The organism is Defluviitalea raffinosedens (assembly GCF_016908775.1).
In the GTDB taxonomy this organism is placed as follows: Bacteria; Bacillota; Clostridia; order Lachnospirales; family Defluviitaleaceae; genus Defluviitalea; species Defluviitalea raffinosedens.
The window spans coordinates 107,470-123,847 of sequence record NZ_JAFBEP010000006.1 but is presented as its reverse complement, the minus strand read 5'-3'; the positions used below and the strand labels follow the sequence as shown (position 1 = coordinate 123,847).

Genomic DNA, 16,378 nt, shown 5'->3' with positions numbered 1-16,378 from the left:
GGGGGTGGATGACATTGAAAAAATTAATTGAAAGACTTTCCAATGGGATAATAGCAGAGAACCCAACGTTTGTTCAGGTAATTGGAATGTGTCCTACCTTGGCTGTTACGACGGGAGCTGAAAACGGTATAGGAATGGGCTTGGCTACTACTGCCGTATTGGTTGGTTCCAATTTGTTTATATCATTACTTAGAAAATTTATACCATCTAAAATTCGTATACCTGCATATGTTGTTATTATTGCCAGTTTAGTAACTTTAATAGAATTTACTTTAAAAGCATTTGTGCCTAGCCTGTACAGTCAATTAGGGTTATTTATCCCCTTAATTGTTGTAAACTGTATTATTTTAGCCAGAGCCGAGGCTTACGCTTCAAAAAACAAGATTTTGCCATCAATAATGGATGGATTAGGTATGGGATTAGGATTTACTTTAGCTTTAACAACCATAGGAGCAATTAGAGAAATTTTAGGTGCGGGAAAAATCTTTGGTATTCAAATTCTTCCTTCTTCCTATCAGCCAGCGTTAATTATGATTTTGGCTCCCGGTGCGTTTTTTACTTTAGGAATACTTATGGCAATATTAAATCATTTAAGAAGTAAAAACATGAAAAAAGCATAAGGGAGGATCATAAATGGAGCTATTTATTTTATTTCTTAGTGCGATTTTGGTAAACAACTTCGTTTTATCCAGATTTTTAGGAATATGCCCTTTCCTTGGGGTCTCTAAGAAGGTAGAAACAGCTGTTGGAATGGGGATGGCAGTAACTTTTGTTATGACTTTGGCTTCTATGATTACTTATATAGTTTATAACTGGATATTGGTACCTTTTAAGATTGAGTATCTCTATACCATTGCGTTTATTTTAGTTATTGCTTCTTTAGTTCAATTTGTTGAAATGGTTATACAGAAGATAAGCCCTACGCTTTATCAAGCATTGGGGGTATATCTTCCTTTGATTACGACAAATTGTGCAGTATTAGGGGTGGCTGTCCTCAATATGAACGAAGGATATAATCTTATCCAAAGCATTGTTCATGGCGTAGGTGCTGCGCTAGGCTTTACATTGGCAATTGTTCTTTTTGCCGGAATAAGAGAAAGAATTGAAAACAATAATATTTTAACAGCATTTCAAGGTTTTCCGATTGCATTGATTACTGCGGGACTAATGTCAATAGCGTTTTTGGGCTTTCAAGGCTTACTCTAAAAAAGGGGTGAAATGATGGACATAACAAGTATTCTTTATCCTGTCATCAGTATTGGTGGACTAGGCATATTATTTGGAGCAGGATTGGGTTATGCTTCAAAAAAGTTTGCGGTGGAAGTCGATGAAAGAATTCCGCAAGTTAGGGATTTGCTTCCAGGGGCTAACTGCGGTGGCTGTGGATTTGCTGGTTGTGATGCTTTTGCCAAAGCAGTTGTGGAAGGAATTGTTAGCCCCAGTGGATGTTCAGTAAATTCAGCGGAATCTACAGAAGCGATTGCTGCTTTAATGGGATTAAAAGTAGAGCAAATGGATAAAAAAGTGGCGGTTGTTAAATGCAAAGGAACCTGTGACAAAAGCAAAAATAAATACGAGTATTATGGAATCAGTGATTGCAGAGATGCAGCTTTAATTCCCGGGGGCGGTGCCAAAAGTTGTGGATATGGGTGTCTTGGATTAGGCAGTTGCAAAAAAGTCTGCCCTTTTGGAGCAATAAAGATTGAACATGGCATTGCTGTGATTGATGAAGAAAAATGTACGGCCTGTGGAAACTGCGTTAAAGCTTGCCCCAAAGCTGTCATTGAGCTGGTGCCTGTAAAGAGTAAAGTAAGAGTTTTATGCAATTCCCTGGATAAAGGAAAAGAAGTTAAAGATAGTTGCTCGGTTGGATGTATTGGTTGTAGAATGTGCGTGAAAGTTTGTGAATACGGAGCAATGGATTTTCAAAATAATCTTGCACATGTAAATTATGAAAAATGTACGCAATGTATGGCTTGTGTAAGCAAATGTCCTACGAAAGCTATTCATGCCCAAATCCAGTCAGAAGGAATCCATTCTTCTGTTTCGGCAAGTTAAATGATCTTTAAAAGAGTGTACTTATTAAAGTACATTCTTTTTTTATACGCAAATTGATTCAAATTGTGTTAAAATATATAAATGCAACTAAAGATGAATATGATGAGAATATTTCGGGAGGATGAGAAATTTGTACGGGGGAAAAGGAAAAAACAACTGGTCTTTGTTTTTGCTTTTGCTTGGAGGGATTGTAATTGGAGGCTTTATAGGGCAGTATTTGGGCAAAGTACCATATATGCAGTGGATTAATTATGGACAGGAATTTGGTTTTAAAAATCCAATCGTATTAGATTTGTCAATAATCTATATTCAATTCAGTTTTAAAATGGAAATTACTATAGCAAGTATATTGGGAATTATAGCGGCTATACTTATATATAAAAGAATTTAGTGTAATAATTTCCAATCAAATCTTATATAGGTGGTGCAGTGGATATGAGCAAAATTATTTTAGCTTCTGGTTCTCCGAGACGTAAAATACTTCTTGAGCAATTAGGCCTTTCTTTTGATATTATTGTGAGCAATACTGATGAAGTCATTGATCCTATGCTTTCACCCAGTGAATTGGTGATCCAATTGTCAAAGCAAAAAGCTGCAGATGTTGCAAAAAACTTAGAAGGGGATTTTGTTGTACTAGGTGCAGATACAATAGTTGTTTACAAGGATAAGGTGCTTGGGAAACCGAAAGATAGGGAAGAAGCCAAAGCTATGCTTACCATGCTTCAGGGAAATATGCATGAAGTGTATACCGGGATTACTTTAATACAGACAAAAAATCATCTTATAAAAGTTGGATATGAAAGAACAGAGGTATATATGAGACCTTTATCTTCTTCTATTATAGATGCTTACACAAATACCAGAGAACCTATGGACAAAGCTGGTGCATATGGAATACAGGGGGTAGGAGCCGTATTGATTGATAAAGTTTGTGGTGATTATAATAATGTGGTGGGACTTCCTTTAAAATTATTATCGATTTTGCTTAAAGAGATGGATGTTGATATATTTGAAAATTACACTTTTCCCAGGTAGGAGGATGGCCCGATGGGATCATTAAACCATCATATGTCTATGAAAGATCTTCCTGAGTTTGAAAGACCTTATGAAAAATTAGAGTATTTTGGTGCAGAAGTTTTGTCTGATGCTGAACTGTTAGCCATTATTTTTCGCACAGGTTCAAGGAATATGAGAGCAGTAGAATTGGCTCAAAAACTCCTGTCTTTCGAAAAAGAAGAAGGATTGCACGGTCTTTATCAGTATTCTTTAGAAGAACTTATGAATATAAATGGGATAGGAAAAGTAAAAGCAATTCAGATAAAAGCAGTATTGGAACTGTCAAAAAGAATTTCAAGGCATGAAGGCCGCTTAAAGTACAGAATTAATTCTCCTGGCAGCATAGCAGCTATTTATATGGAGGAAATGAGATACTTAAAGCAGGAGCATTTTAAGATTGTATTGCTGGATACTAAGAATCAGATTTTATGCGATAAAGATATTACTAAAGGAAGTATCAATTCATCTATTGTCCATCCTAGAGAAGTATTTAATTATGCTATTAAAAAAAGTGCAGCAGGCATTATTATGCTTCACAATCATCCCAGCGGAGACCCTTCTCCCAGCAAAGAAGATATTGAAGTCACTCAAAGAATGATTCAGGCAGGAGATCTAATTGGAATCCGTATTTTGGATCATCTTATTATAGGAGATGGACAATATGTCAGCTTAAAAGAGAAGGGTGTTATTTAGAGTCTATGTGGTTTAAATAGGCTCTTTTATGTTATTCATTTTTATGTTGAAAAAAATAATAAAAAAGGTTATGATGTTACTAGCGTGAATAAGACCAAGTCAGATTATAAGTCGTATAATTATAGAGCATTCTCTTAAATGATTTATTGAAATCTAGGCTATACTAATAAAGATTATATTTTAAGAGCAATTGAGAAGGATCGTTACTGATTCGTTCATGCCAATAAAGATTGTTAAATGTTAATAAAGTAGGAGGAAATATAATGTTTTTTTCAAAAGACATGGGAATAGATTTAGGAACAGCTAATACATTAGTATTTGTAAAAGGTAAAGGAATTATTGTAAATGAACCCTCAGTAGTAGCAATAAATTCAAGGACAAAAGAAGTTTTGGCCGTAGGAGACGAGGCAAAACAGATGATCGGCAGAACCCCTGGAAATATCGTTGCGACAAGACCTTTAAAAGATGGTGTCATTGCAGATTTTGCCACTACTGAAGCGATGCTTAAATATTTTATACAAAAAGCGTATAAAAAAGGCTTGTTCACATCAAAACCTAGAGTCATAGTTTGTGTGCCTTCCGGTGTTACTGCGGTGGAAATGAGAGCAGTATATGAAGCAACCAAAAACGCGGGAGCCAAAGAAGCACATCTGATTGAAGAACCGATGGCAGCTGCTATTGGAGCAGGATTACCGGTAGAAGAACCTACAGGCAGTATGGTTGTTGATATTGGTGGAGGTACAAGCGAAGTGGCAATCATATCTTTAGGAGGAATTGTTACGAGCAAATCTTTAAGAGTTGCCGGAGATGAGTTGGATGAATATATTGTTAATTACATAAAGAAAGAATATAACCTCATGATCGGCGAACGTACAGCTGAAGAAATTAAAATGACTATAGGTTCTGCTTTTCCAAAAGCTAAAGAAGAAAGCAAGGAAATAAGGGGAAGGGACTTGGTAACAGGGCTTCCCAAAACGATGACCATTACATCAACTGAAATTATGGAAGCCATTAAAGAACCAGTCAATGCGATTGTAGATGCAATTAAAGTGACTTTAGAAAAAACGCCCCCGGAATTAGCAGCAGATATTATGGAATCAGGAATCATGCTTACAGGAGGAGGAGCACTTCTTTCAGGATTAGATCAACTGATTGCCAAGGAAACAGGTATGCCGGTTCATGTTGCAGCAGAACCTTTAAACTGTGTAGCATTAGGAACAGGACTCGCACTGGAGCATATCGATACACTAAGAAATGTGATTATATCCCCTAAAAAGCTTTAATCATTTATAGATCATGGATAGGGAGCGGTTTTTTTGAAACGGTCATTGAAAGTTTCAAACAGATTTATTCTTTTTTTTGTAACCATTTTACTTATTGTAGTCATCATTGCCACATTTAATAAACGAAATAATGTTTCTTTTATTGAAAAAGGCTTAGGATACATAGTTATTCCTGTTCAAAACATTTTTAGTGAAGTGGGTGGATGGACTTCTGATAGGATAAACTTTATAAAGAATATCAGAAACCTAGAGAAGCAAAATAAAGAGCTTTTGAAAAAAGTTGATGAATTAACTTATGAAAATAAAATTTTACAGCAATATAAAGAGGAAAATACAAGATTAAGAAATTTATTGGAGTTAGACAAAAAATATGCCGATTATCCTAAAATTGGTGCTGAAATTATAGGAAAAGATCCGGGGAATTGGTACAATGTGTTTCTAATTGATAAAGGATCAAATGATGGATTAGAGACAGATATGGTTGTACTTTCAGGCAATGGATTGGTTGGACATATTATAGAAACTGCACCAAACTATTCAAAAGTTTTATCCATTATAGACGATCGAAACGCAGTTAGTTCCAAAGTCTTAAGAACAAGTGATTTAGGAGTTACCAAGGGCGATTTAACACTTATGAATGAAGGTCTGTGCAAAATGGAATACATCGATTCTGAAGCCGATATTATTAAAGGAGATGAAATCGTCACTTCTAATTTAAGTGACATTTATCCTCCGGGGATTATGATTGGTACTGTTAAGGAAATTCAGGTAGAGAGTCATGGACTAACCAAATATGCTTTGATTGAACCTGTGGTTGATTTTCGCCATCTAGAGGAGGTACTTGTAATTAATAAGAAGTGGACAAAGAATGATGTAGAATCAAAGGAGTAATATATGTGCGAGTATTTGTTATAAGTATAATGTTAATCATTACAAATGTTCTCCAATCTACTTATTTTCAACATTTTAGAATAAGAGGTACCATTCCTAATTTTTATATAATGATTATCGTTTCTTTTGCTCTTTTAAGAGGAAGCAGAGAAGGCGCAATTGTAGGTTTTTTTGCAGGTTTAATTCAAGATTTGTATTTTGGAACATCCATAGGTTTCTACGCATTATTGGGTATGTATACGGGTTATTTTTGCGGTAAAATCAATAAAGACTTTTATCGCGAAAGTTTCTTGTTACCCCTTGTGATGACGATTTTTAGTACATTTTTTTATGAATTGACTGTGTATGTATTTACCTATTTAATAAGAGGAAAACTGCAATTTTTATATTACCTTAATAATGTTATATTGCCCGAGGTAGTTTATACAGGGATCATTTCAATATTTGTATACCAGTGTATTTATTATTTAAATAAAAAGTTGGAATTAAAAGAGAAAAAAAATAGAAATTTATTTAAATAATATCAGTATTTACATGGTATTGCCGGGGTTAAAAGGTGGGGTTTATGATGAATGATGAAAATTGTGTAATCTTTAAAGGAACAAAAGATGGATTGGTTGTCTTATTAAGTCCTGACATAGACTTTGCAACTTTGAAGAAATATTTAAGAAAAAAGACAGAAGACGCTAAGAAATTTTTTCAGGGGGCAAAAGTCAGCCTCATGTTTAAAGGAAGAGTTTTAAACGAAGAAGAGCAATACGAACTGCTTCAGATTATTTCAGAGCAAACGCAACTTAATATCAGTTTTATACATGATGATGATTCAATTAATAATTCAGACAAACTCAGCAACAAAAGCATAGAAGATCTAGTGACTTACTCTTTATCAAATAATATCGAAATAGATAAGACGCAGTACTATAAAGGCACTATTCGTTCAGGACAAAAGATCGAATTTGAAGGAAGTGTTGTAGTCATTGGAGATGTTAATCCGGGAGGAGAAATTATTGCTGGAGGAAACATTATCATTCTTGGTTCTTTAAAAGGAACCGTTCACGCGGGAAGCAGGGGAAGTACCAAAGCTTTTGTTGCAGCTTTAAATATGCGACCAATGCAGCTTCATATAGGAAATGTTATTACAAGATCCCCGGATCAAGGAGATTTTAGGGATAATTCACAGATATTGCCTCAAATAGCTTATATGTACAATAATAATATTTACATCGAACCTATTGATTATAAGATTTTAGAAAACTTGTAGCATTAAACTATATATTGGTGATTTTTGTAATACGAAAAATGATGCATTTTCTTTGAACCTCTGTTAAAATATGAGTATATAGATTATGTTTTGCTAGCAAGGGGGAAATTTCATGAGTGAGGTTATTGTAGTAACGTCTGGAAAAGGGGGCGTTGGTAAAACCACTACAACTGCAAATATAGGAACTGGTCTTGCATTACAAGGCCATAAAGTAGCATTGGTTGATGCCGATATTGGACTTAGAAATTTGGATGTTGTTATGGGGTTGGAAAATCGAATTGTTTATGATTTAGTAGATGTGGTAGAAGGACATTGTCGAATTAAACAAGCCTTGATTAAGGATAAACGTTATTCCAGTTTATACTTGCTTCCGGCGGCACAAACTAGAGATAAAACGGCAGTTAGTCCTGAGCAAATGCAGAAATTATGTGATCAGCTCAGGGAAGAATTCGAATATATAATTATTGATTGTCCTGCAGGCATTGAACAAGGCTTTAAAAATGCAATTGCAGGAGCAGACCGAGCAATTGTAGTAACAACTCCTGAAGTATCTGCTGTCCGTGATGCAGACCGCATTATCGGATTATTGGAATCAAGCGAATTAAGAAATCCTAGCTTGATTTTAAACCGTATTCGTATGAATATGGTTAAACGTGGAGACATGATGGCAATGGAGGACGTAGTGGATATTTTAGCCATTGATTTACTCGGAGTTGTTCCAGACGATGAAAATATTGTTGTTTCTACCAACCGAGGAGAACCTGTGGTATCAGATGCTTCTTCTTTAGCAGGACAAGCTTTTAGAAATATTGTTGAACGTATCAAGGGAAATGATGTTCCTTTAATGAATTTGGATGTGAATGAAGGCTTTATGGGAAAATTAAAGAAGCTATTTGGAATAGGCAATTAAAGGATGTGAATTAACATGGAATTACTTAATTTTTTTAATCGAAAACCTAGTTCTGGTAGTGTCGCGAAAGATAGGTTAAAGCTTTTACTGATTCATGACCGTATTAATTGCTCTTCTGAACTCCTGGAAATGATGAAAACAGATATAATTAAAGTAATTTCCAATTACATGGATATTGATGAGGCGGATCTGGATATTCAGATTGGACAAGCAAAATCAGAGGAAAGTAATGGCACTGTTCCCGTTTTATATGCTAATATTCCTATCAAAAATATGCGTAAGGTAGGAAATCAATGAATTAAGCAGGATAAAAATCCTGCTTAATTCATTATAAAAGTAAAATTAGCAATGATTTCCAAAGAGCAATTAAAGTTTTTTGATATTATAATTGTTTTATTGGTTACTACTTTGGTAGGAATAGGTATTGTAGCCATTAGCAGTGCTCAGCATGTAAATTCGGGAGCAGATCCTATATATGTCCGCAGGCAAATTCTATATTTTACAATTGGTTTAGTATTAATGCTTATCGCATCTTTTGTTGATTATCATCTGTTAGGAGAACTTTATATATTGGCGTATTTGGCAGGACTCGCTCTTTTGTTTGCTGTGCTTTTTTTGGGAGACGGCGCAAAAGGTGCGGTTAGATGGTTAGAGATTGGACCAATAAGGATTCAGCCATCTGAATTTGCTAAAATCATTCTCATTTTGTTTATGTCAAAATTAATTGACAGTAAAAAGGACAAAATCAATAAATTTTCCACATTGATTTTACTAGTTGTTTTACTGGCTATACCCGTTGGAATGATTTTAAAACAACCGGATTTATCTACAAGTCTTGTCTTTGTAGCTATTTTTTTAGTATTATTATATGTAGGAGGAATTAGTTACAGATATATTACTATATCCTTCCTTATTGCCGTTCCTCTTTTTATAGTATGTTTTATTTATATTCAGAATCCCAATCAAAAGCTATTGAAAGATTATCAAAGAGACAGAATCATGGCAATGATTCATAGAGACAAAGAAGAATATTCAGATGACTATTTTCAGACAGAGCAATCCATCCATGCAATAGGTTCAGGTCAGCTTTACGGTAAAGGACTATATAAAGGTACACTCAATCAGCTCAGTTATTTACCGGAACCTCATACGGATTTTATTTTTTCAGTAATAGGTGAAGAATTTGGTTTTGTTGGGTGTATGTCCGTTATAGGACTCATTCTTATGATTATCTTAAGAGGACTTTGGATTGCAAAAGATGCAAAGGATACTTTAGGCAAACTACTTATAGTAGGCGTCGTCACTATGATTGGATTCCAGGCATTTGTCAACATAGGCGTAGTTACCGGTCTTCTTCCTAATACGGGAATTCCGCTGCCTTTTGTTAGTGCTGGTGGAAGTTCATTGTGGTCTAATATGATTGGCATAGGATTAATATTAAATGTAGGTATGAGAAGAAAGAAGTCGTTTTTTTAGGAGGAAAGAGTATGAATATTGGATTAGTTGCCCATGATGCAAAAAAGAAATTAATGGAAAATTTTGCGATTGCATATCGCCATATTTTAAGCAAACATAATATTTATGCCACAGGAACCACGGGAAGGCTGGTGGAGCAAGCAGCTAATTTAACCGTGCACAAGTATCTTGCAGGGCATTTGGGGGGAGAACAACAGTTAGGAACTCAAATTGCTCATAACCAAATTGATATGGTGATTTTTTTGAGGGATCCTGTATCACAGAAACATCATGAACCGGATGTCGGAGCATTGATTAGATTGTGTGATATTCATAATATCCCTATTGCAACGAATTTAGCAACTGCGGAACTTCTCATCAAAGCTTTAGAACGAGGAGATTTGGAATGGAGAGATATTGTAAGATAAAAGACTTTCAAAAAGTCTTTTTTTTGTCCCAATCCCGTATAAAAAAATAATGGAAATAATATACTTTACTGTACCGTATTTTTAATTTGATATAATGAATTGCCATGAAAGATAAAATGTTGGCGGGGAGGGGACTTTATGGAAAAACGAAAAAGAAGCTCACGAAGCAGTATACGAAGAAGATATCGAAATCAAAAAAATAATGCAAAAGAGCTAGTAATAACTCTTTTATTAAAGCAATCTGGAGTGAGTATTGCTCTATTTCTTTTAATAATCATTCTTCAATTTATTCCATTTAAGAGTTCAAAAATGTTAGTTCAGAATATTAAACTAATGATATCTTACACTATGTCATGGAATGAAGCTGTTGAAACCGTTAAAAATACTGCTATTCAGATTCCAGGGATAAAGAATTGGGTAAAAAAAGATGAGTCTAGTGATCATGAAGAAAAAGATTTTTCTAATTCAATAGGAGAGGACGAAGAAATTCCAATGAAGCAATTGGAGAATTCTTATCAGGATAATGACATTACAGATCAAGATAATAACATAGATAAAATAGATCAAGAGCATGAAATAGATTCAGATGAAATTTTTATATTGGAACCGAATTTGGGGGAGTTAGAGGAAAAGACAACGCCATAGATTCTAGACAGTACACACATTCTGTAAAAAAAGAAACATGGATTAATCCTGTTGAGGGCATTATTACATCCTGTTTTGGTGAAAGAAAAAATCCTGTATTGAACAAAAATGAATTTCATGATGGAATAGATATCGGTGCAGAGCAAAATGAAAAAATAGTTGCTGTAAAATCTGGTATAGTATTATCAGTAAAATCTTCACGAACTTATGGGAATATTTTGAAATACGAAGTGGTAGATGGATACGTTATTACCTATGCCCATTGCAATGAAATTTTTGTAAAGGAAGGCGAAAAAATTAAGCAAGGGCAAATTGTTGCATCTGTAGGAAGCACGGGAATGGTTACCGGTCCTCATCTTCATTATGGGATTTCAAAAAATGGTAAATTCATAGATCCTATAAAATATACGAATTTGCCTATATTAGAAGAAGCTTTGGAATAATCAAATTATAAATGGTAAACATTTATAATTTGATTATTTTTGTTTATTAAGGTATTATAGACATGAAAAAATTTGATGGAGGAAATTGAATGACAACTTTAAGAGTTAAAGATGAGTTATTACTGCAAGTAGAGAAGCCAGCACGATATATTGGAAACGAAGTTAATTCAGTAAAAAAAGATTTGAGCAAAATAGATATAAGATTTGCTTTTTGCTTCCCGGATGTATATGAAGTAGGAATGTCGCATCTTGGAATGCAGATCCTATATTATTATTTAAACGAGAGAAAGGATACTTATTGTGAAAGAGTATTTGCCCCATGGTTAGATATGGAGCAAAAAATGAGAGAGCATAATATACCTCTCTTTGCCTTAGAATCACAGGAAGATATAAAGAATTTTGATTTTCTAGGATTTACACTGCAATACGAAATGTGTTATACAAATGTAATTAATCTAATTGATTTAGCTGGGATACCTATATGGAGCAAGGATAGAGGAGAAGAAGATCCAATTATTTGTGCCGGAGGACCTTGTGCTTACAATCCAGAGCCTTTAGCTCACTTTATTGATTTCTTTTATATTGGGGAAGGAGAAGCTTCTTTAGGCAAGGTTTTGGATATATATAAAGTTCATAAACAAGAAGGTGGTTCCAGAAGAGCTTTTCTGGAAAAGCTTTTGGATGTGGAGGGAATATATGTCCCTTGTTTTTATGATGTTTATTATAATGAAGACGGGACCATAAATAGGTTTGTTCCTAATCATCCAAAAGCAAAAACTAAGATTAAAAAACAAATTGTAAAGGATCTAGATAGTACATACTATCCTACTCATGCGATAATGCCTTGGATTCAAACCGTCCATGATCGAGTGGTTTTAGAAGTATTTAGGGGATGTATTCGTGGATGCCGATTTTGCCATGCTGGTTTTGTATATCGTCCAGTACGCGAAAAATCCAAAGATGTACTGATGAAGCAAGCCTCTCTTTTATTGGAAAATACGGGATACGAAGAGATTTCTCTGGCATCATTAAGTACCAGTGATTATAGTCAATTGGAAAAGTTCTCGGAAGAACTCCTGGAAGTGTGTAGAGAGTCTAAAGTCAATATTTCTTTACCTTCTCTAAGAATAGATGAATTTTCTTTGGATTTAATGGGTAAAGTACAAGAGATTAGAAAAAGTAGCTTAACCTTTGCTCCAGAAGCCGGAACACAGAGACTTAGGAATGTAATTAATAAAGGAATTACCGAAGAAGATATTATAAGTGGTTCCAGGAGAGCTTTCGAAGGAGGCTGGGATCGGGTTAAACTTTATTTTATGATTGGCCTTCCGACAGAAACCGAACAGGATATAGAAGGAATTTCGGATTTGGCGAATAAAATAGTGGATACCTTTTATGCTATTCCAAAAGAAAACAGGGCAAAAACAGTAAAAGTTGTTGTCAGTTCGTCCTGTTTTGTGCCGAAACCTTTTACGCCTTTTCAATGGGAACCTCAGAATACGTATCAAGAATTTATGGACAAGCAATACTTTTTAAAAAGTAAAATAAAAAGGAAGCAAATTCAATACAACTATCATGATGCTATCGTCAGTGCTTTGGAAGGAATGATTGCAAGAGGGGATAGGAAAGTTGGGGATGTATTATATGCTGCATGGAAAGCAGGATGTAAGTTTGACGGATGGAGCGAACTTTTTGAGTTTTCTAAATGGAAGAAAGCATTTAAGGAAACAGGCATAGATCCTGCATTTTATGCCAGTAGAAGAAGAGCATATGATGAGATTCTACCCTGGGACCATATATCTGTAGGAGTGACAAAAGATTTTCTTAAAAGAGAACATGAGAGAGCCATGAAAGAAGAAGTAACTCCTAATTGCAGACAGTTCTGTGAAAATTGCGGTGCAAAACGCTTTAGAGGGGGAATCTGTTATGAAAGCTAGACTTAAATTTACTAAAATGGGACCGATGAAGTTTATCGGTCATTTAGATTTGCAGAGATTGTTTCAAAGATGTATCAGAAGATCTCATTTGCCGATTGAATATTCAAAAGGTTTTAATCCTCATCAATATTTATATTTTGCGCTTCCTCTTCCTCTTGGAGCCACCAGTGAAGGAGAATATTTAGATATGACTTTAACTGATGAGCTGGAACCAGAAGAAATTAAGAATAGCCTCAATGCATATCTTCCAGAGGGCATTAATATTCAAGAGGTTTATATTTTAAGTGATGAGATGGCTGTAGGTATGGCGGCAGTGGATGCTGCAGAATATAAAATTTTCATTGATAAAAAAACAGTTCCATTACATTTTATGGATGCAGTGAACAACTTTTTTAATCAAAGTGAAATTTTAGCTGAAAAGCAAGGGAAAAAAGGTATAAAGGAAGTAAATATTAAAGAAATGATTCATGAATATACCTTGGATGAAAATGATGAGCAATGGATAATTACATTATTGCTAGCTACCGGAAGTAAGACCAATTTAAAGCCTGAAACAGTAATCCAACAGATTTATAGAGATAATAACTTGGAATATAAAGACTGTAGGGTACATATTCATAGAATCAATATATATTCAAGAAAAAATGATTTGTTTTTACCTTTGTCAGATATAAGCTAATGGAGTGAATAAATCTATGCCCACAGATATTATAGTTGAAACAAGTGTTAACCAAACACGTATAGGAGTAGTAGAAGATCAAAAGCTGGTAGAACTATATATTGACATAGAAATGAAGCAGAAAACAGTAGGAAATATTTACAGAGGGGTTGTTAAAAAAATCCTTCCAGGAATTCAAGCGGCTTTCGTTGATATAGGCCAAGAAAAGAATGGATTTATTTATCTTAAAGAATTAGAAGAAACGTTATCAAAAGAGGGTAATGTGAGGAGATTAAAAGAAGGAGATTACATTACCGTTCAAATTGAAAAAGAAGCAATGGGGACCAAGGGACCTAAACTTACTTCTCATATCAGTATTCCTGGGAAATATATTGTATTTATTCCTAGGGAAAACTCTATCGGAATTTCTAAAAAGATTGACAATGAAGAAGAAAGAAATCGCTTAAAAAGTATTTTCGAAAAATATAAGCCTAAAAACTGTGGGATCATTGTTCGAACAGAGTGTGTAGGGAAAGAAGAAGAAGAGATCATCAGGGAAATTCAGTTTTTAGCAATGTTGTGGGAATCCATAGAAAAAAAGGAGCAATACGTTACTGCTCCGGTACTTTTATACAAAGAGGTTTCATCTGCCCTTAAAATTGCCAGAGATTTATTGTCTTCAAAAATAAGACATTATATTGTAAATGATATAAATTTATATCACGAGGTTAGAAATTTTATTAACGAGATTTCACCGGAGTTAACGGAAAAGATACAGTATAAAGATGAAGAACATTTATTTCAGTATTTTTTAATAGAGTCACAAATAGATAAGGCGCTTCAACGTCATATCTGGTTAAAAAGTGGTGGGATGATTATTATAGATCATACAGAAGCCTTGACGGTTATAGATGTAAATACCGCAAAATTTGTGGGTAAGAAAAACATGGAGAAAACAATTTTAAAAACTAATATAGAAGCGGCCCAAGAGATCGCAAGACAAATTCGTCTCAGAAATATTGGCGGAATCATCATTATTGATTTTATTGACATGAAAGCTGAAGAAGACAAAAAAATGGTCCTAAATGTTTTATCGCAAGAACTAAAGAAAGACAGGGTTCCAACTACGGTATTAGGCATCACGAAGTTGGGGCTAGTAGAAATGACTCGAAAGAAGACAGATCCTTCCCTTACTTCTCTTTTATTTAACAGATGTCCAAGATGTGATGGAAGAGGAATGACACCGTCAATAAAATACATTGGAGATCATATTGAAAAAGAAATTGATTTTATTTTTACCCATACTATTTATACTAAAATAATTATTGAAGCAAATAAAGAAATTATTGAATGGTTTCATTTAAATGGCTACAAAGAGGCTCTTGAAAAGAAATATAATAAATCTATCAGTTTTATAGAGAATAATACTCTTACTAATGAAAATTATAAGATTATAAAAGAGAAATAAGGCTTTAAGCCTTGACAAAAAAAATGTCATATGTTATTATCATTCAGTATGTAGCCGCTCGGAGAGGTTAAAAACTTCTTTTTAAGAAGTACCATATCCGGCGAGTATCGGTTTAAGGAGGTGTACTCATGTACGCAATTATTGAAACAGGTGGTAAGCAATACAGAGTTCAGGAAGGCGATGTAATTTATGTTGAAAAATTAGGCGTTGCAGCAGGTGAAAAAATCACTTTTGATAAAGTGCTTGCTGTATCCAAAGATGATTCCCTTTCTGTTGGAACTCCTTTTGTAAACAATGTTACTGTTACTGCTTCTGTAGTAGAAGAAGGAAAGGGTAAAAAGATCATTGTTTATAAATACAAACCTAAAAAAGGTTACCACAAGAAACGTGGTCACAGACAACCATATACAAAAGTAAAAATTGAAGCAATCAATGGTTAATTATGATTAAGGTTGAATTTTATTATAATTCTTCCGAAATATTATGCGGGTTTCAGATAAGTGGTCATTCGGGATATTCGGAATATGGTTCTGATATTGTATGTGCTGGAGTTAGCGCGTTAGCTATTAACACAGTTAATTCCATTCAAAAATTAACCCGAGACAATATAGAGGTTAATTATGAAGATGAAGGTGGATATTTAAAATGTATTTTGCCTGAATCTACCAGAACGAATGTTAGTAAGGAAACCTTGCTCTTGTTACAAGCATTGGAATTGGGTATTACAAATATTCAAAAAGATTATAAAAAGTATATACACATTTCGTACAGGGAGGTGTAAGGCATGTTGAGAATGAATCTTCAATTTTTTGCACATAAAAAAGGAGTAGGTTCATCTAAAAACGGTCGTGATTCTGAATCCAAAAGACTAGGTGCAAAACGCGCAGATGGACAATTTGTTAAAGCAGGTAATATTCTTTATAAACAAAGAGGAACAAAAATTCATCCAGGTAATAATGTTGGAAGAGGCGGAGACGATACTTTATTCGCTTTAATCGATGGACGTGTAAAGTATGAAAGAAAAGGCAGAGATAAAAAGCAAGTTTCCGTATATCCAGTTGACATAGCACAATAATAGTCTAAAAGGTTTCAAATGAATTCATTTGAAACCTTTTTTAATATTAAACAAGATAATTATGTAAAATCGTTATAAACCCAAAGTTTATTACGAATAATAATTATACGATAACAA

At 34.2% G+C, this 16,378-nt stretch carries 22 protein-coding genes; all 22 read left to right on the top strand.

Annotated features, from left to right (window positions below):
- The first annotated feature begins 14 nt into the window (after positions 1-14).
- The 22 genes from rsxE (at position 15) to rpmA (ending at position 16,261) form a co-directional block, all read left to right on the top strand.
- Positions 15-620 (top strand): electron transport complex subunit RsxE, encoded by a 606-nt coding sequence (rsxE, locus tag JOD07_RS06785; protein WP_158739223.1) that lies wholly within the window; start codon positions 15-17, stop codon positions 618-620.
- A gap of 13 nt (positions 621-633) precedes the next feature.
- Positions 634-1,206 (top strand): electron transport complex subunit RsxA, encoded by a 573-nt coding sequence (gene rsxA / locus JOD07_RS06780; RefSeq protein WP_158739222.1) that lies wholly within the window; start codon positions 634-636, stop codon positions 1,204-1,206.
- 15 nt (positions 1,207-1,221) lie between these two features.
- Positions 1,222-2,058 carry an RnfABCDGE type electron transport complex subunit B gene (locus tag JOD07_RS06775; protein WP_207756853.1) on the top strand — a complete coding sequence of 279 codons (837 nt, stop codon included), beginning with the start codon at positions 1,222-1,224 and terminating at the stop codon, positions 2,056-2,058.
- A gap of 130 nt (positions 2,059-2,188) precedes the next feature.
- Positions 2,189-2,449, top strand: coding sequence for a DUF4321 domain-containing protein (locus JOD07_RS06770; protein WP_330576510.1), 261 nt, complete (start codon positions 2,189-2,191; stop codon positions 2,447-2,449).
- A 44-nt stretch (positions 2,450-2,493) separates the two neighbouring features.
- A complete protein-coding gene (locus tag JOD07_RS06765; protein ID WP_204612950.1) occupies positions 2,494-3,093 on the top strand; it encodes a Maf family protein in 600 nt (199 codons plus the stop codon).
- A 12-nt stretch (positions 3,094-3,105) separates the two neighbouring features.
- Positions 3,106-3,807, top strand: a complete 702-nt coding sequence (gene radC / locus JOD07_RS06760) for a RadC family protein (protein ID WP_158739218.1) — start codon at positions 3,106-3,108, stop codon at positions 3,805-3,807.
- Between the two features lie 263 nt (positions 3,808-4,070).
- The gene (locus tag JOD07_RS06755; RefSeq protein ID WP_180322428.1) at positions 4,071-5,090 is read left to right on the top strand and encodes a rod shape-determining protein; all 1,020 of its coding nucleotides are present in this window, start codon (positions 4,071-4,073) and stop codon (positions 5,088-5,090) included.
- A 33-nt stretch (positions 5,091-5,123) separates the two neighbouring features.
- On the top strand, positions 5,124-5,981 hold the full coding sequence (gene mreC / locus JOD07_RS06750; protein ID WP_158739217.1) for a rod shape-determining protein MreC: 858 nt from the start codon (positions 5,124-5,126) through the stop codon (positions 5,979-5,981).
- 5 nt (positions 5,982-5,986) lie between these two features.
- On the top strand, positions 5,987-6,502 hold the full coding sequence (gene mreD / locus JOD07_RS06745) for a rod shape-determining protein MreD (protein ID WP_158739216.1): 516 nt from the start codon (positions 5,987-5,989) through the stop codon (positions 6,500-6,502).
- 47 nt (positions 6,503-6,549) lie between these two features.
- Positions 6,550-7,242, top strand: coding sequence for a septum site-determining protein MinC (gene minC / locus JOD07_RS06740; protein WP_158739215.1), 693 nt, complete (start codon positions 6,550-6,552; stop codon positions 7,240-7,242).
- A 112-nt stretch (positions 7,243-7,354) separates the two neighbouring features.
- Positions 7,355-8,152: a septum site-determining protein MinD gene (gene minD, locus JOD07_RS06735; protein ID WP_158739214.1), complete on the top strand. Its 798-nt coding sequence runs from the start codon at positions 7,355-7,357 to the stop codon at positions 8,150-8,152.
- A gap of 15 nt (positions 8,153-8,167) precedes the next feature.
- The gene (minE, locus tag JOD07_RS06730; RefSeq protein WP_158739213.1) at positions 8,168-8,449 is read left to right on the top strand and encodes a cell division topological specificity factor MinE; all 282 of its coding nucleotides are present in this window, start codon (positions 8,168-8,170) and stop codon (positions 8,447-8,449) included.
- Positions 8,450-8,500: 51 nt separating this feature from the next.
- A complete protein-coding gene (gene rodA, locus JOD07_RS06725) occupies positions 8,501-9,628 on the top strand; it encodes a rod shape-determining protein RodA (protein ID WP_158739212.1) in 1,128 nt (375 codons plus the stop codon).
- An 11-nt stretch (positions 9,629-9,639) separates the two neighbouring features.
- Complete coding sequence (locus tag JOD07_RS06720) at positions 9,640-10,035, top strand: methylglyoxal synthase (RefSeq protein WP_158739211.1); 396 nt, start codon at positions 9,640-9,642, stop codon at positions 10,033-10,035.
- 138 nt (positions 10,036-10,173) lie between these two features.
- The gene (locus JOD07_RS06715; protein WP_158739210.1) at positions 10,174-10,680 is read left to right on the top strand and encodes a hypothetical protein; all 507 of its coding nucleotides are present in this window, start codon (positions 10,174-10,176) and stop codon (positions 10,678-10,680) included.
- A gap of 98 nt (positions 10,681-10,778) precedes the next feature.
- The gene (locus JOD07_RS06710; protein ID WP_158739209.1) at positions 10,779-11,123 is read left to right on the top strand and encodes a M23 family metallopeptidase; all 345 of its coding nucleotides are present in this window, start codon (positions 10,779-10,781) and stop codon (positions 11,121-11,123) included.
- Positions 11,124-11,212: 89 nt separating this feature from the next.
- Positions 11,213-13,060, top strand: coding sequence for a TIGR03960 family B12-binding radical SAM protein (locus tag JOD07_RS06705; protein WP_204612948.1), 1,848 nt, complete (start codon positions 11,213-11,215; stop codon positions 13,058-13,060).
- The gene (locus tag JOD07_RS06700; protein ID WP_158739207.1) at positions 13,050-13,739 is read left to right on the top strand and encodes a TIGR03936 family radical SAM-associated protein; all 690 of its coding nucleotides are present in this window, start codon (positions 13,050-13,052) and stop codon (positions 13,737-13,739) included. Before JOD07_RS06705 ends, JOD07_RS06700 begins: the two co-directional genes overlap by 11 nt.
- Positions 13,740-13,755: 16 nt before the next feature.
- Entirely contained in the window at positions 13,756-15,186 is a 1,431-nt protein-coding gene (locus JOD07_RS06695) for an Rne/Rng family ribonuclease (RefSeq protein WP_204612946.1), read from the top strand.
- 128 nt (positions 15,187-15,314) lie between these two features.
- On the top strand, positions 15,315-15,626 hold the full coding sequence (gene rplU / locus JOD07_RS06690) for a 50S ribosomal protein L21 (protein ID WP_158739205.1): 312 nt from the start codon (positions 15,315-15,317) through the stop codon (positions 15,624-15,626).
- 2 nt (positions 15,627-15,628) lie between these two features.
- Positions 15,629-15,967, top strand: a complete 339-nt coding sequence (locus tag JOD07_RS06685) for a ribosomal-processing cysteine protease Prp (protein ID WP_158739204.1) — start codon at positions 15,629-15,631, stop codon at positions 15,965-15,967.
- Between the two features lie 3 nt (positions 15,968-15,970).
- The gene (rpmA, locus tag JOD07_RS06680; protein WP_158739203.1) at positions 15,971-16,261 is read left to right on the top strand and encodes a 50S ribosomal protein L27; all 291 of its coding nucleotides are present in this window, start codon (positions 15,971-15,973) and stop codon (positions 16,259-16,261) included.
- Positions 16,262-16,378 lie beyond the last annotated feature (117 nt).

Coding starts and splice junctions, on each gene's coding strand:
- rsxA (WP_158739222.1), top strand. CDS start 634: ATGGAGCTATTTATTTTATTTCTTAGTGCGATTTTGGTAAACAACTTC.
- JOD07_RS06775 (WP_207756853.1), top strand. CDS start 1,222: ATGGACATAACAAGTATTCTTTATCCTGTCATCAGTATTGGTGGACTA.
- JOD07_RS06765 (WP_204612950.1), top strand. CDS start 2,494: ATGAGCAAAATTATTTTAGCTTCTGGTTCTCCGAGACGTAAAATACTT.
- radC (WP_158739218.1), top strand. CDS start 3,106: ATGGGATCATTAAACCATCATATGTCTATGAAAGATCTTCCTGAGTTT.
- JOD07_RS06755 (WP_180322428.1), top strand. CDS start 4,071: ATGTTTTTTTCAAAAGACATGGGAATAGATTTAGGAACAGCTAATACA.
- minC (WP_158739215.1), top strand. CDS start 6,550: ATGAATGATGAAAATTGTGTAATCTTTAAAGGAACAAAAGATGGATTG.
- minD (WP_158739214.1), top strand. CDS start 7,355: ATGAGTGAGGTTATTGTAGTAACGTCTGGAAAAGGGGGCGTTGGTAAA.
- minE (WP_158739213.1), top strand. CDS start 8,168: ATGGAATTACTTAATTTTTTTAATCGAAAACCTAGTTCTGGTAGTGTC.
- rodA (WP_158739212.1), top strand. CDS start 8,501: ATGATTTCCAAAGAGCAATTAAAGTTTTTTGATATTATAATTGTTTTA.
- JOD07_RS06720 (WP_158739211.1), top strand. CDS start 9,640: ATGAATATTGGATTAGTTGCCCATGATGCAAAAAAGAAATTAATGGAA.
- JOD07_RS06715 (WP_158739210.1), top strand. CDS start 10,174: ATGGAAAAACGAAAAAGAAGCTCACGAAGCAGTATACGAAGAAGATAT.
- JOD07_RS06705 (WP_204612948.1), top strand. CDS start 11,213: ATGACAACTTTAAGAGTTAAAGATGAGTTATTACTGCAAGTAGAGAAG.
- JOD07_RS06700 (WP_158739207.1), top strand. CDS start 13,050: ATGAAAGCTAGACTTAAATTTACTAAAATGGGACCGATGAAGTTTATC.
- JOD07_RS06695 (WP_204612946.1), top strand. CDS start 13,756: ATGCCCACAGATATTATAGTTGAAACAAGTGTTAACCAAACACGTATA.
- rplU (WP_158739205.1), top strand. CDS start 15,315: ATGTACGCAATTATTGAAACAGGTGGTAAGCAATACAGAGTTCAGGAA.
- JOD07_RS06685 (WP_158739204.1), top strand. CDS start 15,629: ATGATTAAGGTTGAATTTTATTATAATTCTTCCGAAATATTATGCGGG.
- rpmA (WP_158739203.1), top strand. CDS start 15,971: ATGTTGAGAATGAATCTTCAATTTTTTGCACATAAAAAAGGAGTAGGT.